Raw genomic sequence first — 25,279 nt, forward strand, 5'->3', positions numbered from 1 at the left:
GTTGGTCTAAAATGCTCATCAAATTCAATAGATTCACCTTCATTACGGACTTTGACCGATTCTTTGGCGCTACCTTACGACCTCACAGACACATTTTTCCTATTAGCAACGCTCTTCCGTCTTCACAGTTCGAGACTCGTATCCTATAGTTCACACGTATCCATGAACATAAAGAAAAAGAGAGGTGCATTTAATGTGGTACCCAAATCAAGGACAAACTAAAAAAAGAGATTACGTAGCTAAGAGATGGTTTCTGTATTGCACAGGAACCATCCTTTTTAGATTCCATTGATAACGATAATTATTGTAATAGACCATATAGTGATTGATTTTCACTTTTAGTTCCTCAAGTGTCTTCAAGGAGCTTAAGTCTACTTCGTCTTTAAAATGACCGAAAAATGATTCCTGTGGCGCATTGTCCGAACAGTTTCCTCGGCGTGACATCGATTGACCTAAGCCATGTTTTTTTAAGAGCGTTTGATAGCGTGGGCTTGTATAGTGAACCCCTTGATCTGAATGGATAAAGGCCTCTGGATGAAGCTGAGCGCGTTTATTACGGATCAGTTTTTCAATCGTTTCCGTAGCTATTTCGAGCGTTATTCGGTCTGAGACATGGTACGCTAAAATTTCGTTCGTCGAGGCATCTTTTATCGTCGACAAATAAGCCATACACTTTCCATTATATGGCACATAGCTGATGTCCGTTAATAATACTTTCCCAGGTATACTGCTTAAATTCACGATTTAATATATTTGGCACAACACGATGTTCCTTCGTTGCTTTCGCCATTTGTTTATATGGATTCGGTTTACGATGCGGGCAGACAATCCGTACTTGCGCATAATACGCTGGATTTTTTTACGGCTCATTACACATTGAAACTCCTGTTCGAGTGTCATTTTAATCGAACGAGAGCCTTTCTTATAACCATGACGATCAAAGGCTTTTAAAATCAAGTCGCGCGCCTTTAAATCCCTCTGTTCTCTCACTGCTCGCGCATCACTCGCCTGTAAATAGCTATAATAGCCTGAGCGAGAAACCTTTAAGAGGTCACAAAAATACGTCACCATCCGTTTAAATGGAAACTGAGTGAGCGTATCTGAAATGAGTTGAAAAACCTTATTTGTGCTTAGTTTTTGGCTGTCGTTTAGCAGCCTCCTTTCTGTCGCTTCGAGCTTTTTTAGTAAATCTACTTGCCCCTCCAATAGTTGAATGCGTGCAGCTTGTCTTTCAATGACTTCTGCCGCTGTTGATTCGCATTTAATCGGTCTACCTGATCCAGATTTGCGTGTATCCGTTAAGCCAATTAGGCCGTTCTCTTCATATGCTTTACACCAACGAAAAGCTGATTGTTCAATACGTTTGATAATTATCTCTTCATCAAAGCCATATTCCTTAAAAATTTGTCTCGGTGTTTTCCCTGCGAAGTATTCATCAATGAATTGACTTTTAAATGTATCTGTATAGGTAATCGTACGTTCGCTAACCTGTTGTACGTTTGGATTTTTTTGAAGTTGTAGTACCTGTTTTGGTGAAAATAAAATTTTACTCATAGTAATCTCTAGTTCGTTCTTTAATCTTGAAAGTCTAGTATATAAAAAATACCTGCAGTTAGCACACTCTTTTTCAAGTGTCCTAACTACAGGTACCATATTAATTTGAAAATACGATACATCTCTCTTTTTCATGTTTTATAACTAAAGCGCCCGGTATATAAACACTGTAAATGGTACAGATTCTCCATCAATTTTTAAGAATACTCACAGGCCAAAAGATTATTTATTTCCATAGAAAAAAGCCGAGGAATAAATCCTCGGCTTTTTTAGTTGCCTAGCGACGTCCTACTCTCACAGGGGGAAGCCCCCAACTACCATCGGCGCTAAAGAGCTTAACTTCCGTGTTCGGTATGGGAACGGGTGTGACCTCTTTGCCATCATCACTAGACATATTGAAAGAATTATTCTTTCAAAACTGGATAAACGGTTCATTGAATGTTTCAAACATTGTGGTTAAGTCCTCGATCGATTAGTATTCGTCAGCTCCATGTGTCACCACACTTCCACCTCGAACCTATCTACCTCATCGTCTTTGAGGGATCTTACTTACTTGCGTAATGGGAAATCTCATCTTGAGGGGGGCTTCATGCTTAGATGCTTTCAGCACTTATCCCGTCCACACATAGCTACCCAGCGATGCCTTTGGCAAGACAACTGGTACACCAGCGGTGTGTCCATCCCGGTCCTCTCGTACTAAGGACAGCTCCTCTCAAATTTCCTACGCCCACGACGGATAGGGACCGAACTGTCTCACGACGTTCTGAACCCAGCTCGCGTACCGCTTTAATGGGCGAACAGCCCAACCCTTGGGACCGACTACAGCCCCAGGATGCGATGAGCCGACATCGAGGTGCCAAACCTCCCCGTCGATGTGGACTCTTGGGGGAGATAAGCCTGTTATCCCCGGGGTAGCTTTTATCCGTTGAGCGATGGCCCTTCCATGCGGAACCACCGGATCACTAAGCCCGTCTTTCGACCCTGCTCGACTTGTAGGTCTCGCAGTCAAGCTCCCTTGTGCCTTTACACTCTACGAATGATTTCCAACCATTCTGAGGGAACCTTTGGGCGCCTCCGTTACCTTTTAGGAGGCGACCGCCCCAGTCAAACTGTCCGCCTGACACTGTCTCCTGCCCCGCTAAGGGGCATGGGTTAGAATTTCAATACAACCAGGGTAGTATCCCACCGACGCCTCCTTCGAAGCTGGCGCTCCGAGATCTCTGGCTCCTACCTATCCTGTACAAGTTGTACCAAAATTCAATATCAGGCTACAGTAAAGCTCCACGGGGTCTTTCCGTCCTGTCGCGGGTAACCTGCATCTTCACAGGTACTATAATTTCACCGAGTCTCTCGTTGAGACAGTGCCCAGATCGTTACGCCTTTCGTGCGGGTCGGAACTTACCCGACAAGGAATTTCGCTACCTTAGGACCGTTATAGTTACGGCCGCCGTTTACTGGGGCTTCAATTCGCAGCTTCGCTTGCGCTAACCACTCCTCTTAACCTTCCAGCACCGGGCAGGCGTCAGCCCCTATACGTCACCTTACGGTTTTGCAGAGACCTGTGTTTTTGCTAAACAGTCGCCTGGGCCTATTCACTGCGGCTCTCATGCGCTTGCACGCTCAAGAGCACCCCTTCTCCCGAAGTTACGGGGTCATTTTGCCGAGTTCCTTAACGAGAGTTCTCTCGCACACCTTAGGATTCTCTCCTCGACTACCTGTGTCGGTTTGCGGTACGGGCACCTCTCACCTCGATAGAGGCTTTTCTTGGCAGTGTGAAATCAGGAACTTCGTCCATACGGACTCGCCATCACAGCTCAACGTTACAGTGTGCGGATTTGCCTACACACACGCCTTACTGCTTGGACGCGCATATCCAACAGCGCGCTTACCCTATCCTACTGCGTCCCCCCATTTCTCAAACGGTGAGGAGGTGGTACAGGAATATCAACCTGTTGTCCATCGCCTACGCCTATCGGCCTCGGCTTAGGTCCCGACTAACCCTGAGCGGACGAGCCTTCCTCAGGAAACCTTAGTCATACGGTGGACGGGATTCTCACCCGTCTTTCGCTACTCATACCGGCATTCTCACTTCTAAGCGCTCCACCAGTCCTTCCGATCTGACTTCAACGCACTTAGAACGCTCTCCTACCACTGACATCGTAGATGTCAATCCACAGCTTCGGTGAATCGTTTAGCCCCGATACATTTTCGGCGCAGCGTCACTCGACCAGTGAGCTATTACGCACTCTTTAAATGATGGCTGCTTCTAAGCCAACATCCTGGTTGTCTGTGCAACGCCACATCCTTTTCCACTTAACGATTACTTTGGGACCTTAGCTGGTGGTCTGGGCTGTTTCCCTTTTGACTACGGATCTTATCACTCGCAGTCTGACTCCCGTGTATAAATATCTGGCATTCGGAGTTTGTCTGAATTCGGTAAACCGGGATGGCCCCCTAGTCCAAACAGTGCTCTACCTCCAGTATTCTCATCACGAGGCTAGCCCTAAAGCTATTTCGGAGAGAACCAGCTATCTCCAAGTTCGATTGGAATTTCTCCGCTACCCACACCTCATCCCCGCACTTTTCAACGTGCGTGGGTTCGGGCCTCCAGTAAGTGTTACCTCACCTTCACCCTGGACATGGGTAGATCACCTGGTTTCGGGTCTACGACCACGTACTATTTCGCCCTATTCAGACTCGCTTTCGCTGCGGCTCCGCCTTCTAAAGCTTAACCTTGCACGTAATCGTAACTCGCCGGTTCATTCTACAAAAGGCACGCTATCACCCATTAACGGGCTCTAACTACTTGTAGGCACACGGTTTCAGGATCTCTTTCACTCCCCTCCCGGGGTGCTTTTCACCTTTCCCTCACGGTACTGGTTCACTATCGGTCACTAGGTAGTATTTAGCCTTGGGAGATGGTCCTCCCGGATTCCGACGGAATTTCACGTGTTCCGCCGTACTCAGGATCCACTCAGGAGAGAACGAACTTTCGACTACAGGGCTTTTACCTGCTCTGGCGGACCTTTCCAAGTCGCTTCATCTAACTCGCTCTTTTGTAACTCCGTATAGAGTGTCCTACAACCCCAAGAGGCAAGCCTCTTGGTTTGGGCTCTTCCCGTTTCGCTCGCCGCTACTCAGGGAATCGATTTTTCTTTCTCTTCCTCCAGGTACTTAGATGTTTCAGTTCCCTGGGTCTGCCTTCAAGACGCTATGTATTCACGTCAAGATACTACGCGATTAAACGTAGTGGGTTCCCCCATTCGGAAATCTCCGGATCAAAGCTCACTTACAGCTCCCCGAAGCATATCGGTGTTAGTGCCGTCCTTCATCGGCTCCTAGTGCCAAGGCATTCGCCGTGCGCCCTTAATAACTTAACCAAGTTATTAAGCCTATAAAAAAACTTAAAAAATAAATGTGTTTGTTACAATTTCAATGTCGTTTTATCCAGTTTTCAAAGAACACGTTTTGAAGTATTTCATTCGTAAGAATGAACCTTCAAAACTGAACGCAAAACGTAATCTTACAAACCCTAGGTTTGTATTCCGAAAATATCCTTAGAAAGGAGGTGATCCAGCCGCACCTTCCGATACGGCTACCTTGTTACGACTTCACCCCAATCATCTATCCCACCTTCGGCGGCTGGCTCCAAAAGGTTACCCCACCGACTTCGGGTGTTACAAACTCTCGTGGTGTGACGGGCGGTGTGTACAAGGCCCGGGAACGTATTCACCGCGGCATGCTGATCCGCGATTACTAGCGATTCCGGCTTCATGTAGGCGAGTTGCAGCCTACAATCCGAACTGAGAACGACTTTATCGGATTAGCTCCCTCTCGCGAGTTGGCAACCGTTTGTATCGTCCATTGTAGCACGTGTGTAGCCCAGGTCATAAGGGGCATGATGATTTGACGTCATCCCCACCTTCCTCCGGTTTGTCACCGGCAGTCACCTTAGAGTGCCCAACTAAATGATGGCAACTAAGATCAAGGGTTGCGCTCGTTGCGGGACTTAACCCAACATCTCACGACACGAGCTGACGACAACCATGCACCACCTGTCACCGTTGTCCCCGAAGGGAAAACCATATCTCTACAGTGGTCAACGGGATGTCAAGACCTGGTAAGGTTCTTCGCGTTGCTTCGAATTAAACCACATGCTCCACCGCTTGTGCGGGCCCCCGTCAATTCCTTTGAGTTTCAGTCTTGCGACCGTACTCCCCAGGCGGAGTGCTTAATGCGTTAGCTGCAGCACTAAGGGGCGGAAACCCCCTAACACTTAGCACTCATCGTTTACGGCGTGGACTACCAGGGTATCTAATCCTGTTTGCTCCCCACGCTTTCGCGCCTCAGCGTCAGTTACAGACCAGAAAGTCGCCTTCGCCACTGGTGTTCCTCCAAATCTCTACGCATTTCACCGCTACACTTGGAATTCCACTTTCCTCTTCTGCACTCAAGTCCCCCAGTTTCCAATGACCCTCCACGGTTGAGCCGTGGGCTTTCACATCAGACTTAAAGGACCGCCTGCGCGCGCTTTACGCCCAATAATTCCGGACAACGCTTGCCACCTACGTATTACCGCGGCTGCTGGCACGTAGTTAGCCGTGGCTTTCTAATAAGGTACCGTCAAGGTACAGCCAGTTACTACTGTACTTGTTCTTCCCTTACAACAGAGTTTTACGATCCGAAAACCTTCTTCACTCACGCGGCGTTGCTCCATCAGGCTTTCGCCCATTGTGGAAGATTCCCTACTGCTGCCTCCCGTAGGAGTCTGGGCCGTGTCTCAGTCCCAGTGTGGCCGATCACCCTCTCAGGTCGGCTACGCATCGTCGCCTTGGTGAGCCGTTACCTCACCAACTAGCTAATGCGCCGCGGGCCCATCTTATAGCGACAGCGAGATGCCGTCTTTCAGTATTTCACCATGAAGTAAAATAGATTATTCGGTATTAGCCCCGGTTTCCCGGAGTTATCCCAAACTATAAGGTAGGTTGCCCACGTGTTACTCACCCGTCCGCCGCTAACGTCAAAGGAGCAAGCTCCTTATCTGTTCGCTCGACTTGCATGTATTAGGCACGCCGCCAGCGTTCGTCCTGAGCCAGGATCAAACTCTCCATAAAAGAAATCTGATTAGCTCAAATTGTTTTGCTGGCATCATGTTTGATGTCCAAAATTTTGTTTCGTTCACTAACTCAAGGTTAGCTACTAAAAACTTTATTGATTACGTTTTGCTTGTTCAGTTTTCAAGGTTCATTTCGTCGCCACTTTCTCAGTAGCAACTTTTATATAATATTATGTCACAAACTCCATGTCAACAACTTTTTTATTTAACTTCGTTGTTTTTCAGTAGCTGTCTTAACGACTTGTATAATACTACACTCTTAATTATAAAAGGTCAACACTTTTTCTGAAAAAATATCATAGTTTTTTAATTCATTGAGAAGCTTCTTATATTATTATTAAGAAAACAATTTAATATTAGACTCAAAATCTAAAGTTATTTAATGTTTTATTGTATCCGTATTTGATAAACTTCTTATTTCTATGAAATTATTTTCAACCCTATATTGCGGAGTCGAATGATGTTCCCTTAGAATTTTCTTTGAAAGAAAGGACTTACACACCCTTATGTAGTTCGTCTATCTCCAGCTGAAAATTCTCCGCTTCCTTATCTCTGTTGTTTGGACTCATGCTGAACAAAAAAAGTGAGAAGCGATGCATAAAGCACATACTCCTCACTCTTCACCTATTGTTTTACATAATAGTCTATTTGCTGAGCCTTCATAAAGCCTGCCTTCTCATAAACTGAAAGCGCCTTTTTATTGTCAATTTCTACATCCAGCATGACGAATTTCGCTCCAATTTTGCTCGCATAATCTTTCGAAAATGAAAGCATCGCAGTTCCTATACCTTGCCCCTCACAGTTTGGATGAACTGCCAATGCTGTAACCCATTGAATTTCATTTTCCTGGGCAGTCGTTACTGTTCCAACAACTTCTCCATCTTTCCGCGCTACCCACAGCTTTCGTCCATTCGTTGATGTATTAAAAGTGATTAGCTCCTCAGACTCTTCAGGTAGATCTCCAAAAGCTGCACTATAGATAGCAATCAGCTCTGTCTGTTCACCTGTATAAGGAATGATTTCGATATCATTCTTTAATTCAACTGGCTCTGCTCTTGTTTCTAAAGTGGCTTCTGAAAAGCTATATGTAAAGCCCTTCTTTTCAATAAATGTGTGTCCAAAAGGTGAGCCATCTATCACTACTGCCAATTGACCTTCTGCCCCACGTTCTTTGAGGCCGGTCTGTAAAGCATCCATTAAAGCAGTTCCAATTCCCTTTTGACGGTACGTAGGTGTTACAACTAAAGACCACTCATATGTATGAAGCCCCATTAAATCTATTGCACCAGCTGCACCAACTAATACATCATTGTCATCTTCATACGCAAGTACCATAAAGCCTTTAGATTCAAAGGAACTCGCCATAGGCAAACCCAGAGCAGTTTCATATACACGATAATCATGTGTAGTCGCTTCTTCACACAATAATTTTAATTCATTTAATGTTTCCCCATCTAACGGAAAAGACACTGTCATCACAGAAATATTCATCATTTACCCCGTTCTTGTATCAAACTATTGCCCTATTGTAGCAAGAAAGAAAATAAGCTGGCAACAAATTATATTTGAAACTTCCAATTATTAATGCTTTTACTTTAAATATAGTAAATTAAAAAGTTTTATATGATTATTGACGGTTATAATGAATGAAAGTTACTAGAATCATAGAAAAAACCCATCATACTACACGCCTATTTTAATTGCAATTTAGAAATATTTATTTCTATGAATTCCCCTCTCCATAACTTTAGATTCAAAATACATATCATTTTTCACTCATAACTTCCATCATTTACATAATTATACTACTTTTATAAAAAAGTTACATTGAAATTGTGAGGTATTGTACGTAAAAGCAATACTTCAAAAAGACACTTTAGTACTTAGACACTGCTTAGCAAAAATAAAAAGTACACTACTAAAATTGAAATTTAGTAATGTACATTTACATGTTGTACAGAATCTGCTGCTTTTCACACTACTCATCAAGATGGTGGGATGAAGATTGTAACATCTGCGCGTAGATGCCACCGGATTCCATTAACTTTTGTTGGGGTCCTGCTTCAACTAACTCACCTTTATGCATAACAAGCACAATATCAGCATTGTGCACTGTATTTAAACGGTGAGCAATAACAAAGCTTGTACGTCCCTGCATTAACACATCAAGAGCCTCTTGAATTGCAAGCTCGGTAACAGTATCTATACTACTTGTCGCCTCATCCAACAACAAAATTTTCGGGTCAGCAATCAATGCTCTTGCTATTGACAATAACTGCTTTTGACCTTGCGAAATTCCACTGCCGTCTGCAGCAAGTACTGTGTCATAGCCATCCTTTAGCGTCATGATAAAATCATGTGCATTTGCACGCTTCGCCGCTTCCTCTATCTCTTCATCGCTAGCATCTAATCGACCATAACGAATATTTTCACGTACAGATGCTTCAAACAAAAACGGATCCTGTAACACAAAGGCCATTTGCGAGCGCAATGCTTGTCGTTCTATTCGCTGAACGTTTACACCATCAAATAAAACCTCACCTTTTGACACTTCATAAAATCTTGCAATAAGCTGCAAGATCGTTGTTTTCCCTGCTCCAGTTGCCCCAACAAGCGCTACAGTTTGTCCAGGCTCCACGTTAAAATTAATATCCTTCAAAGTGTAAGCTTCCTCTGCTTGCTCATATTTAAAGTACACATGTTGAAAGCTCACCTGCCCTAATAGCTTATGCTTTTGTGCTGAAGTAGCTTCCTCTTCAGGCTGTTCATCCAGTAACGCAAATACACGTTCAGCACCAGCAATCGCTGACAGCACGGTATTAAATTGATTGGCCAAATCATTTAATGGTCGTGTAAATTGCCTTGCGTATTCTGTAAAAATAACAATTACTCCAATTGACACATGCCCATAAAAAGCAAGTACACCACCAATACCAGCTACAATTGTGAAGCTCATATTGTTTAAAAAGTTCATGACCTTCGGAATATACCCAGAGTATGTCTGCGCCCAAAAGCCAGTACTTTTTAATCGTAAACTTTTTTCGCGAAACTCTGCTTTCATGCGTTCCTCTTGAGAGAAAGCTTTTACAATTCTCTGGCCCGAAATCGTTTCTTCAATCATGCCATTCAGAGATCCAATAGCCGCCTGCTGTTCTTTAAACAAAGGTGCTGTTCTCCGGGTGATCCAACGCATTGCCCAAAACATAATTGGTATAATCGTCATTGTTAATACCGTAAGTAAAGGGCTTAAACTTAGCATGATGATCACTGTTCCTGTAAGCGTTATTACACTAGAGAACACTTGGATAAAGGAGCTATTTAATGTTGAGCTAACTGCTTCAATATCATTCGTCATCCGACTCATTAATTCCCCATGCTGACGACGATCAAAAAAGGCAATCGGCAGCCTTTGGAAATGAGCAAATACACTCGTTCGTAATCTATAAATGGTTTGTTGGGCAACACCAATCATCCAATAGTTTTGCAAAAATAATGATACTGCTAATAGCGCATAAATGCCGATTAACAGCATAATCCCCTTCTCTAGTCCTGCAAGCTCTCCATGAGTTACGTACATGTCAATCATTTTACCGATTAAATACGGCCCAAGGAGAGACAAAATGGAACTTGCCAAGACAAGTAACAGCACAATAATTAGTAGTACACGTTGTTCATCAACTATCTTCCATAAACGTAGTAGTGTACTTTTCCAATCTGTCGCACGAGGTCCCTTCTTTTTCTTAACAACTTGCTTCACATCATCTTTCGTCAAAATCGGCTCATAGCCAAAAGGCTTTTGGAAAAACCCCATTATTCCTCCACCTCCTGTTGAGAGATTGCGATTTTTTTATAAAGCACTGACGTTTGCAAAAGCTCTTCATGCGTCCCGTACGCGACCACTTTTCCTGCATCAATGAGTAAAATGCGACTTGCACCCTTAGCTGTCCGAATTTTTTGAGTGACTACTAGCATTGTTGCTTGTTCCTCACTCAAAGCTTCCCATAACGCCTGCTCCGTCTTAACGTCAAGCGCACTTGTACTATCATCAAGCATTAATATATGCCCTTTTCTTAATAACGCTCTTGCAATCGATAATCTTTGTTTTTGACCGCCTGAAAGATTGACACCCTTCTGACCGACTTTTGTCTCGTAACCGTTCGGGAAATCTTCCACGGAAGCATGGATTTGCGCTTGCATCGTAGCCTGTAGCACAGCATCCATTTCAGCCTCTGCATCGCCCCAACGAACATTATCTGCAATGCTTCCTGTAAATAATAAAGATTGTTGCGGAACATAGCCGATGATTTCTCGCAGTTCTTGTAAATCCCATTGCTGTGCATCTTTTCCCTCTACTACTATTTTGCCTTCTGTCACATCGTAGAAACGAGGAATAAGCTGTAACAGTGTTGATTTCCCTGCACCTGTTGCCCCCATAATGGCAAGCTTTTCACCAGATCTCACTCGAAAGCTTACATCGGATAGTACAGGCGAGTCTCCCCCAGGATAAGTAAAGCTAACATGCTCAAAAGCTAATTCTCCAAAATTCAAACCTTTAGACGTTTTCTCTGAAGGTGATGGTAGCTCAATCTCATTCTCAGTTGAAAGGACTTCTGCCATACGCTCTGCGGAGGCTTTTGCACGCGCATAAAAAATAATAATAAAGGCAAACATCGAAAACGAGCCTGTCATACGCATTGCATAATTGACAATGGCAACAACATCTCCAAGCGGTGTTGTACCTGAAGCTATTTGTTTTGTCCCAAACCACAGAACTGCAAGTAGACTCATATTCATGATGAATAACAGCACAGGCATAATATACTCCATTGTGCGTAAAGCCTTTACAGTATCTATTTTTAAGCGTGAGGCAACTTCGTCAAAACGAGAGGCTTCATATGCACCGCGTAAATAAGCCTTCACTAATCGAATAGCCTGTAAATTTTCCTGTAGTACACGATTCAAACGATCCACTCTCTTTTGCACAAGTCCAAAATAAGATACGCCTTTTGCCACCATAAAAATAAGAAAAATTAAAATAATTGGTGCGCCAATAACTAAAAATAACGCTAATTTAGCATTTACAATAAAGGCCATAACGATGCTGCCAACAACGGCAAGTGGTGCACGAAGCATAATACGCAAACTCATAAAAAGTACCGTCTGAACTTGCGTCACATCATTCGTTAACCTTGTAATAAGAGAAGCTGTTGAGAATTTCTGATAAGTAGCTAATGTAAAGGATTGTATTTTTTCAAACAATGCATTTCGTAAATCATAGGAGAAACTCTGTGCTGTATGTGATGAAAAATATGAATTTACGACACCAGCTATAAAGGCTACGAAAGATAAGCCAAGTAAAACAATTCCCCATTGCCAAATCATCCCTTGATTTTGAGCTCGTACACCATCATCTATGATTTTAGCCATGATAAGTGGCTGAGCGAGCTCCACAAACAATTCCAACAGCATTAAACTAAACGCAATAAATGCAGTCCATTTATAAGGCTTTACATAGGAAAAAATTTCTTTCACATTCTTCCCCCTTGCTTTTAGTAAAGGAGTTCCACAAATTTCAAAAATAGTGAATAGCTCCTACACAAATAGTATTTTTATGCTTTTCCTCCACCTACAAAAAGCCATTTTACATATACAAGCATAACGAAAACACCAGCTAATTGCCAAAAATCTAGATGTACCAAACACGATAACTGAAATAACCATTGCTGTTAGCGGTTCAATTCTAGAAAGGATACTTGTCTCATCTGCTGTGATGTATTTCATGCTACATCAATTATACGGCCGACGGCTTTAGGCCAACACGTTAATCCTCCAATATACATTCCCCAGCCGACAACAAGTAGTACACTCCATTTTTTATTAAACGTGCAGGACACAATGTGTAGAGTGCAAACGCGAGACCAACAACTACTCCTACAATAAGGCTTTGCTACTAACTAACAAAGCCTCAAATGAAGCGTTCTTTAGTAGGAGGAAAGGACCTATAAGTGTATCAATAATCCCTAACACTTGATATTTCGATGGCCGTTTCTTTAAACTAAGAGAGTCTCACCTTCTTCTAAATGAAGATAAATATGTAAGTAAAATAATACCTGCGACAGATAAACGAATTGTTAAACAAAAAGGAGACTGTCAATGGCGTATGGTTGAGTAACCACTCCATTAAAGGTCAATCGCTCCCCATAACATCGCACTGAAGACGATAAAAAACTATTCCTTTCAACCATCCCATACAACCCTTGCTCCCTATATATATACTAAAAAATGTTATTATTCTTCAATTTTTTCCTTATTCCCCGCTAAAAAAGTCCCAAAATCTCGTATTATCAAATATTTACAATCATATTCATAATGACTAATTCCCGATAATTAACTATAATAATAGTATATATAGATTACTCAAGGAGATCGAATAATCATGAGTCATATGCATAAATCATTTACGATCGATGAACATTATTTAAATTCACTTCCTTTTCCTGCTATTGTCATGAATCAAGGTGGACAAGTTATAAATTTGGGAAAGCTTGCTGAACAACTATTTGATTTTTCAGCTACTACTATTAAAGAACATACCACTTCATTCATTCATGAAAATTTACTACGTCAGCTTTCATTAGAAACCTTTCAAGCTATTTTGCAAAATAATGACAGCACGTATATTAATCAAATTCAACTGAAAACGTATACAAATGAAGAAATTACAACAGCACTACTAGCTAAACCATTTACTGAACAAGGGGAACATTTCGTTCTTATGATGTTCATGCTACCAGAGTTAATGATTAATGCTGTCTCAAGTAGCAGCACTCTCGTAGACTTAAAACAGGGATTAGACTCTACATTTATGACAGTGACACTTGATCATGATGGCTTCATTTTAGAATGTAATAATGAATTTCTAAAAACGAGTCAATGGACACCAAAACGCGTGATTGGAAAAACGTTTTGGCAGCTATTCCCTGAAAATAAAGAAAATGAAAAGATCACAAATACCATCTGGCGTAATTTAAACAATGGACAAACGTGGCAAGGTGAAATTGAAAAAGTTACAAAAACAGGTCAGCCTTATTGGGTACTACTTACTGCTATCCCAACATTTAATCTTGAAACAAATGAGCAACAATTTTTATTAATTGAAAAGGATATTACCAAGTCCAAGACAATACAACATCAGCTTGAAAAAATCGCTTATATCGATACAGAAACAGGTCTTATGAATGCACATCGACTCGAAAAAGTGATTTCTACTATGATCGAGGATGAAAGAAACTTTTCTTTTGTCTATTTAAGTATTGATAAATTTTATACATTAAAAGAGTTACATGATCAGCAAATCGATCAAAGTCTTATTGTAGAGTTTACAAATCGTATAAAAATGTACTTCCAAGATAGCACAATGGCGCGTATTAACGAAAATGATTTTGTCGTGATTACACCATTAAGTGAATGGTTCATTCAAGGCTTCCTGTCTTATTTACAACAACATCCAATTTATAACAGTAATGTTGCTGTCCCTATTTCTATTAGTGGCGGGATTACACGTTATCCAGAGGATCAAACTACATTCTCCCAACTAATGAAGGCATCCATTGCTACTATTACAACTGTCCGTGAAGCAGGTGGCGATAAAGTCGTCTCACTATCCAAAGCAACACATAAAGCATTAAATCGTAAAGCTTTAATTGAAAAACGTTTACTTCAGGCTCTTGATCAAAAAAACCTAAAAGTTCTCTATCAGCCGCAAATTGATGTTAATACAGGTAAAATTACAGCTGTAGAAGCACTAGTTCGTTGGGAAGATGAAGTAATAGGCGTTGTCTCACCAGATGAACTTATTCCAATTGCTGAGGAAACTGGTCTTATTAATAATATCGGTTCCTTTATGCTAGAAAAAGCTTGTGAACAAGCACTAATCTGGAAAAAAGCTGGTCATGATTTAAAAGTATCCATTAACTCTTCTGTACGCGAATTCCGTGATAAAAACATGGCAAAGTCAATCCTTGGAACTTTGGCAAAGACCGGCTGCCCTGCAAGCCTTATTCAAATCGAAATTACAGAGAAATTCGCCCTAGAAGCAGAAGCTGCTACCTTTATCACACAACAAATGCGTAAGCTTGAAAATGAAGGTATTGCCTTTATACTAGATGATTTCGGTACCGGATATGGTTCATTTAGATATATGCAGATTCTACCAATAGATACATTAAAAATCGATAAAGCATTTACAAGTTCTTTATTAAAATCCGAAAAAACTCAAAAGCTAATGCACGGTATGGTGCAACTCGGAAAATCTATGGAACTTAAAGTTGTAGCAGAAGGTGTCGAAACTGCTGAACAAGCAGATATTTTAATCTCTTATGGCTGTGATGCGATTCAAGGTTACTATATTAGTAAACCAATCCATGCAGAGGAAATTGAAGCACTACTAGTTAAATAGTAATTTGAAAAAGGAGGTTACGTTTTAAACGTAACCTCCTTCTTTATAATTGTTTTATCCACCGTGCTAACCCCTACATTTGATGTAGAGTCTCATTTCTTGTAGACCTTTTGGAATGTTGCCTTACCGGTACGTACAGAACGGAAAATAAGCTGTATAAGCACCTCTGCAAATACAAGTCCCATAACAATGGCACCTGTAATTAAAAATGCCTTTAATCCATACTGTAGCCCTTGTACATAATCATCCTCTACAACATTTCTCATTGCATTATAAGCCATGCCCCCCGGAACTAACGGGATAATACCACCGACAATAAAAATAATCATTGGCATTTTGAAGCGTCGAGCATATAAATGGGAAACGATAGCAATTATAAAAGAACTAAAGAATGAGGCATTTACTATATCCATGCCATGCTCTGTTAGTATGAAGTAAATCATCCAGCCTACTACCCCAACAAAACCACAATAAATGAGGGTTCTTCTAGGTACATTAAAAATAACCGCAATACCTGCAGTCGCAAAAAAACTAAGAATCAACTGTACAATATAGTCCATGTCGTCTGCCTCCTAAAACGATAGAGTGACGGCAATAGCTGCACCAATTGCAAAAGCTGTTAAAAAGGCCTCTACGCCCTTTGCCATCCCTGAAATAAAATGACCTGCCATTAGATCCCGAACTGCATTCGTAATTAAAATACCTGGTACCAGTGGCATAACGGAGCTAATAATAATTTTATCTATCTCCGCACCATGGCCATATTCCACTGAAAAGACAGCAATATATCCTACTACTAACGAAGCCGTAAATTCAGAGAAAAATTTCACTTTTGTTAAGTCATTTATCAATAAAAGCACTAGGAAACCTAACCCCCCTGCTAAACATGCAAAAAGGAAATCAGACCATCCTCCCTTAAACATTATAAGGAAACAACCACTCGCAAGAGCTGCTGATATGACTTGAATATATATTGGTAAAAAATAATTTGTTTTTTGTATCGACTTTAGCTCGTCATAAGCTTCTTCTAATGTTATCATGTGAGATGTGAGTCTCCGAGATACTGAATTTACCAAGGCTATTTTTTGTAAATCTGTTACCCTGTTGGAAATTGATTTGATTCTCGTTGGCTGTGTCTTGCCCAATGAAAAAATGATTCCTGTAGGTGTGGCATAACATTGCGCATCCAGCATATTTTGAGAATGTGCCATCCGTAGCATTGTATCCTCCACACGGTATGTTTCTGCACCACTTTCAATCATAATTCGACCTGCAAGCAATAAGCAGTCAATCGTAAATTCATTATCCACTTCATGTAAAACCATTACAGTTATCTGCCCTCCTATCAATTATGCCTCGGCATAATTGCGTCTGGAATCGGCTTTGTGCTGGCACAAAGAACTCCTTTCCGATTCAGTGACATCCGCCGGAGGCTTTAACTTATTTCAGTGGGTGTTTTTGCACCCACTGAAATAAGTTAAGGTTCCTTGCCAATAGTATCGAACTGCAAATAAAAACTCAACAAAAAAATTTTTTAACTTTTAACCAAAGTAATTTTGCTTTCATAAGTTAGAAATGGTAAGCAAATGGGTAATTTATTCATGGAGATGGGTTTCCCATAAATTGATAGCAAAACTTTATAGATTCATATAACTTTTTCAATGACTAACACGTCTGATTTTATAAGAAGTATAGAAAAATAAATAAGGAAAGGAGCGTATCCATCAAAATGCCGGAACGCAGAAAAAAACGGGGCCCAATGATTGATTTCCTATTAATTGGCCTCATCATTACATTAACAACTATTATTTTAGTCATTATCCTATCAAAGGATGACTTTAAGTTTCAAAAAATTAGTGCCTCTAAAGAGACAACTTCAGAATCAATAAAGAGTAATCTATCCACAGAAAGCTCTGCGTTTCCAGGTATACGTATTGTATCAGATGTTTCCAACGACAAGCGAACTCCTTTTGCTATTCACTATCCAGAAACAGATAATAAAGCTTTTAACGATGCTGTATTACAGTACATAACGGAATCAAAAGAAAACTATCTGTCAACTATGAATAAAAATAAAAATGAAGATAAAGAGGTAATGGGTGAGCTTAATATTAGTTTGGAAACTTTCCCATATCAAAAGCATTACTATTCCTTTGTTCTAACAAAAATGTTGTATACAGGTGGAGCCAACCCCGAGGTTTCAACAAAAACGTTCTTCATCAATCATAAAACTGGTGAACTAATTTCCATTGAAACATTGTTAAATAACGATAAAAACAACTTATCGGCATTAGCTACTCATGTACGTAATGACTTACAAAAAAACCTCAAGTTAAAGGATGAACTTTTCAAGGAGGATTTAATTAAATCAACTGAACCGAAGTGGTCTAACTTCAACCGCTTTGCTATCGTTGATGATTCGTTACAATTCTATTTTGATAAGTATGAGATTGCTAGCGGAACAGCTGGTTCTCCAATTGTGAAGCTTCCCCTATCACTTATCAATCCGTTGTTAGCCTCTGATTTCCAGATTGCTATGGAAAAACCGACGAAGCCAATTACTATAGGTGATCCAAACAAAAAACGTATTGCCTTAACCTTTGATGATGGCCCACATCCAAAGGTTACAGAACAGATTTTAAATACGCTCGATAAATATCATGCAAAAGCTACCTTCTTTATGCTTGGTAGTCGTGTACAATATTATCCTGATATCGCAAGAGATGTACTTGCAAGAGGACATGAAATAGGTAATCATTCATGGAACCATCCTGTATTAACAAAACTGTCACTAGAGTCGGCAGTAAATCAATACACATCTACGGATGCGGAGATAGAGAAGGCCATTAATCAAAAGCCAACTGTATTTAGACCACCGTATGGAGCAACAAACGATGCTATTAACGCTCAAATTCCAATTCCTGTTGTTTTGTGGACGATCGATACATTAGATTGGAAGTATCGCAATGCACAACAGTTACTACCTAATGTCAAAAATAATTTACACAATAACGCCATTGTCTTAATGCATGATATTCATCAATCGACTGCTGATGGTCTTGATGCCGTACTTGCTTATTTACAAGGGCAAGGCTATGAATTCGTTACAGTATCAGAAATCCTTCCATATCGTCAAAAATAACCAAAGAAAAAGGCCAATAAACTCAAGATGGAGTTTATTGGCCTTTCTTATAAAAAACCTATTGTGTCAATGAACTTCTGCAAAACAAGGGGGTGATTTCCGTTCCAGGCTACTCGCTTTCCTGTGGGCGAGCGTCGAGCCGCTTCCTCCGCTTGCGCTCCGTGCAGGGTCTCGCCTGTCTCGCTTTCCCACGGGAGTCGAGTAGCCTTCCACTCCAATCAGCAATAACGTAGTACTTTGATAAATTTAATTTAATGTTAAAAGTGAAAGATATGCTACTCACCATAATCGATCAGAATAGACTTATAACAGAGAAAGCAATTGTACATCTGTTGTTGCTGACACTCCGCTTTCGCACAAAAAACAATTGTTGCTTATGAAAGAAAATATATGTTCTAAGTGAAAAGGTTGATTGGAATAAGGCTGGACGATAAAACGTAAAAGTGTTCCGATAAAACTCAAAAGTTGGATAACATTTTGTTAAAACGTATGTCATGTGGATATGTTGATTGGAGTGGAGGCTGGGCGACTCCTCGGGGATTAGCGTCACAGATGAGACCCTGGAGCGAGCATCGCGAGTGAAGCGGCTCATCGGACGCCCCCAGGAAAGCGCCCAGTCGGAACGGAAATCAACCTCTCGTTTTGCAGAATCATTGAGATAATAGGTTTTTAACACAAAAAAGTCCAATAAACCTTGAGTTTATTGGACTTTCTGCTTATTTAATTGTTAAGGTATCAAGTGGTTTGAAGTCTTTTAGTTGATAGCTCTTTACTTCATTGTTAGCTATTGTGTAAAGAGTGTCATCTATATAGACTACCCGCTGTACACGCTGCTCCCAATTTTCATATTGATCGCCAGTGCTTTTATTAACAATATTTCCTTTTAGTACGATTCCTTTATTTGCAGTGATTTCATAGATTTGTGCACCCTGACCTTTATAGACGACTTCATCGCCCTTCCCTGCATCATAAAGGACAACTGGGAAACCAAAGTAATTGTATTCCTTATTGCGTAATAGAGCTTTAGGATTGTATTGAACTTCGGAGTACGAGCCTTTTCCGCCTATTTTTACTGTTGATTGTTCCTTTGGATTTTTGAAATCTGAAACATCAAACAATGACATTTTCATATTAGTTGTAACCGTAAAATTACGCTTTGAATACTCATCATAGCGTTGCTCGGTATCATAGCCAATACCGATTAAATGTGTATCATCTAATGGATGTAAATAGTTACTAAAGCCCGGAATCTTTAGCTCTCCTAGCACAGTTGGCTTTTTCGGGTTTGCTACATCAATTACAAACAATGGATCCACTTGCTTGAATGTTACTACATATGCTTTTTCGCCCATAAAGCGTGCAGAATAAACTTTCTCACCAGGAGCTAAATTTTTTACTGCACCGAGATGTTGTAAGTTTTTATCTAAAATAAATAGGTGATTTCGTGATATTTGTTGTTCATCCCAGGCATTTCCTTCAGTTGTAACGATGCGGAAATTGCCTTCATATTCATCCATTGAGTATTGATTTAACACGGATCCTTTTACTTCCGTAGTACCTACAAAATTCATGGCAGTTCCATCAACATTCCATTTAAAAACTTGTGTATCAGTTGTTCTTGGCATCCAGATCATATCCATAACACGACCAGCAGCAGGCACTGAATATCCATCATAAATTGGTGTTGTTAAATAAAGTGCATCCTCTGACATATAAAGTCCGCTACTACCACCTAAGTATCCCTTAGTATTCGCAGTTGTCTTTGCACCATTTTTCAAATCTACTGCTGTAATTAAGCTATATGTTCCATCCATTGTATTAGGTAAAATAGAAATTTTCTCTAGAGGTAAGCTCTTATATTCTTTCCCTTCTACACTATCAAATGTTTTCGGTTTTAAATCCACCGTTTTTTGCTCTCTAAGCATCCAGTAATTCGGATACATATTACCGATTAAATATAATGTGTCATTTGTAATTCGAATATCTTGTAAATATCCCTCTTGCCCCACTTCACGTATGAGCTTCGGATTCTTTGGGTTTGAAATATCATACAAAGTAGCTGTCGACATGCTTGTGCCTACTTTTTCTAAATATTTATCCCCAATTACTATTAATAAATTATCATATAATGCTAGCTTCGAAATATATTGTGACTCCTTCAGCTTGATAGTTGTCGCTAACTTTAAATTTTTCGGATCTTTAGCATCTACTACAGTAATGCCATGATCTTTTACAGAATAAATAAAGCCATCTTTGACAACAACAATATCTCCTTCTTCCACTCCTTCGACTTGATTATTCGTTGTAGAGGAGTTGTCTGCACTCGCTTTGTCTTCGCTCTTTTCAACTTCTGCGGTTGCTTCATAGCCCGGTTCTTTTCGTGAATTAGCTAATATTGTTTTGAAATATTGTTGTAGTTCCTTTTCTGATTTTACAGCTTCAAGCTTTTCAATGATGGTAAATGGTATTACTTGTGAGGCTGTTTTAGTTCCGCTTAGTGCAAATGCTTCTTTATTCACATGTAATTTATAGCTACCAGGTGCTAAATCGCTAACAATCAGTGTCTTTTTATCGTCCCCCAATGTTATTGTTACTAGCACCTTTTCATTTTTGCTATTTGTTACGTATACATTGGCATCCGTTATTTTGCTTTCCGTTATTGCCTCTGCAAAGGACACTTGCCAGCTATGAGTTGTCATACTCGCACTGGCAGTCTGTGCCTCTACTTTTTGGGGCACCATCAACGAAAAAGTTCCTGGCAAAATAGCTAGTACGGCGATGAGTAAAATGGCTATCCACTTATTTTTCATCATTTTTACTTCCTTTCATAAAGTTGTTTATTAATTAGACTACCAAAGAATAGGAAAGTTACACTATTCTGAATTTTTTTGTTCAACACACCTGCTAATTAGACAAATTAATCAATTTTTAGATTTGTTCTCATATTAAGGTTGATTATTGTGTATTTAACTTTATCACTAGCGTCAATACAAATACCCCAAAAACGAGAAAATGTACAATTTTATGTGAAATTGTACATTCTCTCGTTTTTGGGCGTTATAAAATTCTTAAGTTGATGGATGTGGGGCAATACCCAATATAGGAAATAGGATTAAGCCTGTATAACCCCTACGACCTTTCCAATTGTAATAAAGGTGAAACACCATAATAAAGCACCAATCGCAGCAAACGTAATATATGTTTTTAATTTCATTTTGCCGATTCCCGCAAAGTAACAGGTTACGTGTCTGAAACCAGGAATGAAGTACCCGAAAACAAGTGAGAACGGCCCGTATTTCTTCATCCACCTTTCCACTTTCATCATTCTCTTTTCTTTCAGTCCTATCCATTTTCCATATTTGGCTATTAAAGGACGGCCAGCTTTTCTTCCAATTAGATAACTGATCATCATCCCCATAAGCGCTCCTGCAAAACTAACGAGAATAGCAAGTTCATAATTCAGGACATGAATATTTGTAAAATAACCGACAATTGTCATTAGGACTTCATCGGGTATCGGCAGTCCAACGATTCCAAGAAGCAACATTAAAAAAATTGCTATATACCCATAAGATCCGATTAATTCTTGAATCATTCCCATCTTTCCACCTCTGAATTTTCAACCGCAAGTCTTTTAAAATGTGGAAACTTAATTGTGCTCACCATCAAATAAGAAAGCACACATGTGCTTAATGCTAATACGATTGAGTTATTCATGAAACTTAATATAACAAGACATATTCCTGCGAATGGGATCGGCATTCCAATGAATGTCGGAGACTTGCTTTGATGAACATTAAATCTGGAAAGGCGAATTGCTCCACAAGTGCCATATGCCAGCGTACACAAAATCCCAATAAACGGAATACTATACAATGCTACATTGTAAGCGAGCATAGCCGGAGCCACACCAAACGTAATCAAATCAGCAAAAGAATCAAGTTCCTTCCCTATATCCGAAACGGCATTTAGCTTACGTGCGGCCATACCGTCGAAAAAGTCGAGAAACATACCAACAAAAATGAAGAACATTGCTGAATAGAAATCTTGAATAAACAAAGAGCGAATAGCAAGAAGTCCGCAAATAAAGTTTCCAATTGTAATCATACAGGGTATATATTTCACAGTATAATAAACCTCCAATTCATTCAAACCAACATAATGGATAAAAAACAGTCTCACTGCACACCTTGAAAAATAGCGAAAGGTAAAACGTAAGCTACTGAATAATCCTCCTCTGAAGGTGGTGGATAAATGCAAAAGTGATTTCTCGCCTTCTCCACAAACTCCTAATTATATTGGAATGGTATTTAAGTAAACGATAATACTAGGTAAAACTTTTCGAGTTAGGGAATTTTCTAGGTCCACAAAGAGGGCTTCTTTGAATGTCACAGAAACAATTCGGATTTTGATTGTTCTGAAGGCTTCCCCCACTTCTCTAATTATTCCACTAAGTTTTCTGTCATTTGTTTTTCTTTCCACACAAATGTAATACCGAGGCCAATGACCATAATAACAGCAGAGAAAAGGTAAGGGTAGTGAACGTTTATGTCAAATAGTATTCCTCCTATCGTTGGCCCGATGATATTACCTAAGCTCGTATAGGTTGAGTTCATCCCAGCAATAAACCCTTGCTCTTTACCAGCAGCTTTTGATAAAAATGTCGTCAATGCCGGACGAAGTAAGTCAAATGCGAGGAAGATGAAACAAGTTACCACCAACACTGCCCAAAATCCAGAGATCACGGTGGATAAAACCGCCAATATTGCACCTGTAATTAAACATAATTGGATCAATTTCTTTTCACCGAGTTTATCTACCATTTTTCCAAACATAAATATTTGCACAATAACACCGAAGATTGCGCTTATCGTAATAATGGTTGCGATGTCCTTTGGCGTGAAGCCGAATTTATGATCAGAAAATAGACTAAAGACAGTTTCATATGCAGACAAGCCGAAAGCGAGTACAAATACAATGATAAATGGAATGAAATAAAGTGGACTAAGTGATTTTTTTAAATCGTTTATAAAGTTTGTTTGCTTTGTTTTAGCAGAAATTTCTGCAAGCTGTTCCTTCGTTAGTGGCTCTTTTAAAATAAATATTGATGCAATGCACGCTAAAAAGGCAATGGCTGCCGCAAAGAAAAAGGGCATGCGTATACCGTATTCTGCAATAAAACCACCAAAGCCAGGTCCTATAATAAAACCAGTACTAATTGTGGCAGAAATATAGCCCATCGCTTTTGGTCGTTCCTGAATTGATGTAATATCTGCAACGTAGGCAGTAACACCTGGTATAATAAAGGCGGCACTAATTCCCCCTAACATTCTTGATAGATAAAGCACCGATACATGCGTGCCTAAACCAAAGATAAGTTCTGAAATACCAAAAAGGAATAGACCGATTATGATGATGTTCTTCCTGCCATAACGGTCAACCCAACGACCTGCGAGTGGTGACATAAGTAGTTGTGCCATCGCAAATACGGCAATAAGATAACCCATCGTTTTTCCTGATAATTGCATGCTATTCATAAATGACGGCATAACTGGAATGATGAGACCAATTCCGAGAAATGCAATAAATACATTGCTTAGAAGAATAATTAATATCGACTTTTGTTCTTTTATTGTTTTCTTCATGTATCAACATCTATTTCTATAAGAATCATTGATGTGAAATATCTCTAACTGTCTAAGAGACTTCTAATTTTACATAGAATGGGTTCCAAATTAATTAGTGTTTTGTACAAATAAACGTTTCAATTGTTTACGGAATCGGATAATAGCAACAATTATAATAACGCCAAAAACAATCTTCCCGATGTGTTGTCCCATCATACTAAAGACATCATGCATTTTATCACCTAACCAGTAACCACCAATTAAGAAGAACGATACCCAAAACAGAGCACCTGAATAAATTATTATTGCAAAACGGCGAAATGATAAATTGATAATTCCTACAAAGTATCCCGTAAAATGACGTACACCTGGAATGAAGAATCCAATAAAAAGCAGGAAATATCCATATTTATCAAACCACGTTTTCGTTAAATCAATTTTTCTCTGTGTTAAAAACACATACTTTCCATACTTTTGTACAAACGCCATACCTAGTTTATTACCTAGAAAATACTGAATCGTCATCCCAACACTTGTCCCAATAAACGATAGTATAATTAATATCAGTAAGTTTAAGTCTCCTGTATGTACTAAATACCCTGCATAAACTAATGTTGGCTCCCCCGGAAATGGAAGAGCAATATATTCTAACAGCAAGCCAACTAATACAACATAGTATCCATACTGTTGAAATAATTCATAAATCCATTCCATGTCATCTCTCCAAAGGTTACTTTTTCCATCGTAGATCTCCCAATTTCTTAACAATCATATTTGGTGTTTACCATCTATCATGATCGAAATTATCTAAACGCTTTTGCAATTCTACTAAATAAAGATAGTGTATTGCTTTAAATTCCATCTGTAATTACTCCATAACTTCTTTTATTAGTATTTTTAACATTTTTTCAAATTGTTCTATTTCCTCTACAGTACATCTTTTTTTCAAATTCATAATTATATTATTCATATAATTATCATTAAGACAGTAATACTCCATAAATTTATCTGTTACTTGAAGGTAATATACACGTTTATCTTTTTCGTCATTGAATTTTGTAAGATATCCTTTCTTTATCAATTTGTTGATTCTATACGTAGCATTCGGCTGTGATATATTAAAAAACTCTGCTAGCTCGCTATAGGTAGGCTTTTTTAAGAAATATACAACTTCAAGGCATGCCATTTCTACAGCACTTATATTTTCAATCTCTACTGTTTGACCGCGAGATGAATTTTTATAAAAATTCATAGCAAGTTTCATATATAAATCTTCAAAGAGTTCATTCAACACATTTATTTCTCCTTTTCACAATAAACTTAAAAATTTTTAATTAAAATATTTTAAGTTTATACTAAATCAAATAACCTTTATTGTCAAT

At 39.5% G+C, this 25,279-nt stretch carries 13 protein-coding genes, 3 rRNA genes and 2 pseudogenes; 2 read left to right on the plus strand and 16 right to left on the minus strand.

The window, feature by feature from the left end; all coding sequences use genetic code 11:
- Positions 1 to 231 precede the first annotated feature (231 nt).
- From JNUCC51_RS09565 to JNUCC51_RS24790, 8 genes and pseudogenes are all read right to left on the minus strand, one after another.
- A pseudogene (locus JNUCC51_RS09565) lies at positions 232 to 1,554 on the minus strand (IS3 family transposase).
- 275 nt (positions 1,555 to 1,829) lie between these two features.
- Positions 1,830 to 1,945: ribosomal RNA gene (gene rrf, locus JNUCC51_RS09570) — 5S ribosomal RNA — on the minus strand.
- Between the two features lie 61 nt (positions 1,946 to 2,006).
- Positions 2,007 to 4,934 (minus strand): 23S ribosomal RNA (locus tag JNUCC51_RS09575).
- A gap of 181 nt (positions 4,935 to 5,115) precedes the next feature.
- A 16S ribosomal RNA gene (locus JNUCC51_RS09580) occupies positions 5,116 to 6,668 on the minus strand.
- The 16S, 23S and 5S rRNA genes sit together here, the layout of an rRNA operon.
- 626 nt (positions 6,669 to 7,294) lie before the next feature.
- Complete coding sequence (locus tag JNUCC51_RS09585) at positions 7,295 to 8,161, minus strand: GNAT family N-acetyltransferase (RefSeq protein WP_337991793.1); 867 nt, start codon at positions 8,159 to 8,161, stop codon at positions 7,295 to 7,297.
- A 487-nt stretch (positions 8,162 to 8,648) separates the two neighbouring features.
- On the minus strand, positions 8,649 to 10,481 hold the full coding sequence (locus JNUCC51_RS09590) for an ABC transporter ATP-binding protein (RefSeq protein ID WP_337991794.1): 1,833 nt from the start codon (positions 10,479 to 10,481) through the stop codon (positions 8,649 to 8,651).
- On the minus strand, positions 10,481 to 12,202 hold the full coding sequence (locus JNUCC51_RS09595; RefSeq protein ID WP_337991795.1) for an ABC transporter ATP-binding protein: 1,722 nt from the start codon (positions 12,200 to 12,202) through the stop codon (positions 10,481 to 10,483). Before JNUCC51_RS09595 ends, JNUCC51_RS09590 begins: the two co-directional genes overlap by 1 nt.
- A gap of 77 nt (positions 12,203 to 12,279) precedes the next feature.
- Positions 12,280 to 12,736, minus strand: a pseudogene (locus JNUCC51_RS24790) (DMT family transporter); the annotation flags it as partial.
- 370 nt (positions 12,737 to 13,106) lie between these two features.
- Between JNUCC51_RS24790 and JNUCC51_RS09600 the strand changes: the two are divergent.
- The gene (locus tag JNUCC51_RS09600; protein ID WP_337991796.1) at positions 13,107 to 15,128 is read left to right on the plus strand and encodes a GGDEF domain-containing phosphodiesterase; all 2,022 of its coding nucleotides are present in this window, start codon (positions 13,107 to 13,109) and stop codon (positions 15,126 to 15,128) included.
- A gap of 92 nt (positions 15,129 to 15,220) precedes the next feature.
- On the opposite strand, the gene JNUCC51_RS09605 is transcribed toward JNUCC51_RS09600, so the two are convergent.
- Complete coding sequence (locus JNUCC51_RS09605; RefSeq protein ID WP_100545854.1) at positions 15,221 to 15,688, minus strand: threonine/serine exporter family protein; 468 nt, start codon at positions 15,686 to 15,688, stop codon at positions 15,221 to 15,223.
- A 12-nt stretch (positions 15,689 to 15,700) separates the two neighbouring features.
- Positions 15,701 to 16,453: a threonine/serine exporter family protein gene (locus tag JNUCC51_RS09610; RefSeq protein ID WP_337991797.1), complete on the minus strand. Its 753-nt coding sequence runs from the start codon at positions 16,451 to 16,453 to the stop codon at positions 15,701 to 15,703.
- Between the two features lie 404 nt (positions 16,454 to 16,857).
- Between JNUCC51_RS09610 and JNUCC51_RS09615 the strand changes: the two genes are divergently transcribed.
- The gene (locus JNUCC51_RS09615; protein WP_337991798.1) at positions 16,858 to 18,270 is read left to right on the plus strand and encodes a polysaccharide deacetylase family protein; all 1,413 of its coding nucleotides are present in this window, start codon (positions 16,858 to 16,860) and stop codon (positions 18,268 to 18,270) included.
- Between the two features lie 716 nt (positions 18,271 to 18,986).
- Here the strand turns inward: JNUCC51_RS09615 and JNUCC51_RS09620 are convergent.
- From JNUCC51_RS09620 to JNUCC51_RS09645, 6 genes are all read right to left on the minus strand, one after another.
- Positions 18,987 to 21,080 (minus strand): beta-propeller domain-containing protein, encoded by a 2,094-nt coding sequence (locus tag JNUCC51_RS09620; RefSeq protein ID WP_337991799.1) that lies wholly within the window; start codon positions 21,078 to 21,080, stop codon positions 18,987 to 18,989.
- A 302-nt stretch (positions 21,081 to 21,382) separates the two neighbouring features.
- Positions 21,383 to 21,871, minus strand: a complete 489-nt coding sequence (locus tag JNUCC51_RS09625; RefSeq protein WP_337991800.1) for a DedA family protein — start codon at positions 21,869 to 21,871, stop codon at positions 21,383 to 21,385.
- The gene (gene pssA, locus JNUCC51_RS09630; RefSeq protein ID WP_337991801.1) at positions 21,862 to 22,395 is read right to left on the minus strand and encodes a CDP-diacylglycerol--serine O-phosphatidyltransferase; all 534 of its coding nucleotides are present in this window, start codon (positions 22,393 to 22,395) and stop codon (positions 21,862 to 21,864) included. Before pssA ends, JNUCC51_RS09625 begins: the two co-directional genes overlap by 10 nt.
- Positions 22,396 to 22,712: 317 nt before the next feature.
- The gene (locus JNUCC51_RS09635) at positions 22,713 to 23,915 is read right to left on the minus strand and encodes an MFS transporter (protein WP_337991802.1); all 1,203 of its coding nucleotides are present in this window, start codon (positions 23,913 to 23,915) and stop codon (positions 22,713 to 22,715) included.
- A 90-nt stretch (positions 23,916 to 24,005) separates the two neighbouring features.
- Positions 24,006 to 24,611: a DedA family protein gene (locus JNUCC51_RS09640; RefSeq protein ID WP_337991803.1), complete on the minus strand. Its 606-nt coding sequence runs from the start codon at positions 24,609 to 24,611 to the stop codon at positions 24,006 to 24,008.
- A gap of 154 nt (positions 24,612 to 24,765) precedes the next feature.
- Complete coding sequence (locus tag JNUCC51_RS09645) at positions 24,766 to 25,191, minus strand: MarR family transcriptional regulator (RefSeq protein ID WP_337991804.1); 426 nt, start codon at positions 25,189 to 25,191, stop codon at positions 24,766 to 24,768.
- Between the last annotated feature and the right edge of the window lie 88 nt (positions 25,192 to 25,279).

Origin of the sequence: Lysinibacillus sp. JNUCC 51, assembly GCF_015999525.1 — a bacterium.
GTDB lineage: Bacteria > Bacillota > Bacilli > Bacillales_A > Planococcaceae > Lysinibacillus > Lysinibacillus xylanilyticus.

What these genes read in the sequence shown, in the direction of transcription:
- JNUCC51_RS09585 (WP_337991793.1), bottom strand. Translation starts at nt 8,161, where the DNA reads ATGAATATTTCTGTGATGACAGTGTCTTTTCCGTTAGATGGGGAAACA.
- JNUCC51_RS09590 (WP_337991794.1), bottom strand. Translation starts at nt 10,481, where the DNA reads ATGGGGTTTTTCCAAAAGCCTTTTGGCTATGAGCCGATTTTGACGAAA.
- JNUCC51_RS09600 (WP_337991796.1), top strand. Translation starts at nt 13,107, where the DNA reads ATGAGTCATATGCATAAATCATTTACGATCGATGAACATTATTTAAAT.
- JNUCC51_RS09605 (WP_100545854.1), bottom strand. Translation starts at nt 15,688, where the DNA reads ATGGACTATATTGTACAGTTGATTCTTAGTTTTTTTGCGACTGCAGGT.
- JNUCC51_RS09610 (WP_337991797.1), bottom strand. Translation starts at nt 16,453, where the DNA reads ATGGTTTTACATGAAGTGGATAATGAATTTACGATTGACTGCTTATTG.
- JNUCC51_RS09615 (WP_337991798.1), top strand. Translation starts at nt 16,858, where the DNA reads ATGCCGGAACGCAGAAAAAAACGGGGCCCAATGATTGATTTCCTATTA.
- JNUCC51_RS09620 (WP_337991799.1), bottom strand. Translation starts at nt 21,080, where the DNA reads ATGAAAAATAAGTGGATAGCCATTTTACTCATCGCCGTACTAGCTATT.
- JNUCC51_RS09625 (WP_337991800.1), bottom strand. Translation starts at nt 21,871, where the DNA reads ATGGGAATGATTCAAGAATTAATCGGATCTTATGGGTATATAGCAATT.
- JNUCC51_RS09635 (WP_337991802.1), bottom strand. Translation starts at nt 23,915, where the DNA reads ATGAAGAAAACAATAAAAGAACAAAAGTCGATATTAATTATTCTTCTA.
- JNUCC51_RS09640 (WP_337991803.1), bottom strand. Translation starts at nt 24,611, where the DNA reads ATGGAATGGATTTATGAATTATTTCAACAGTATGGATACTATGTTGTA.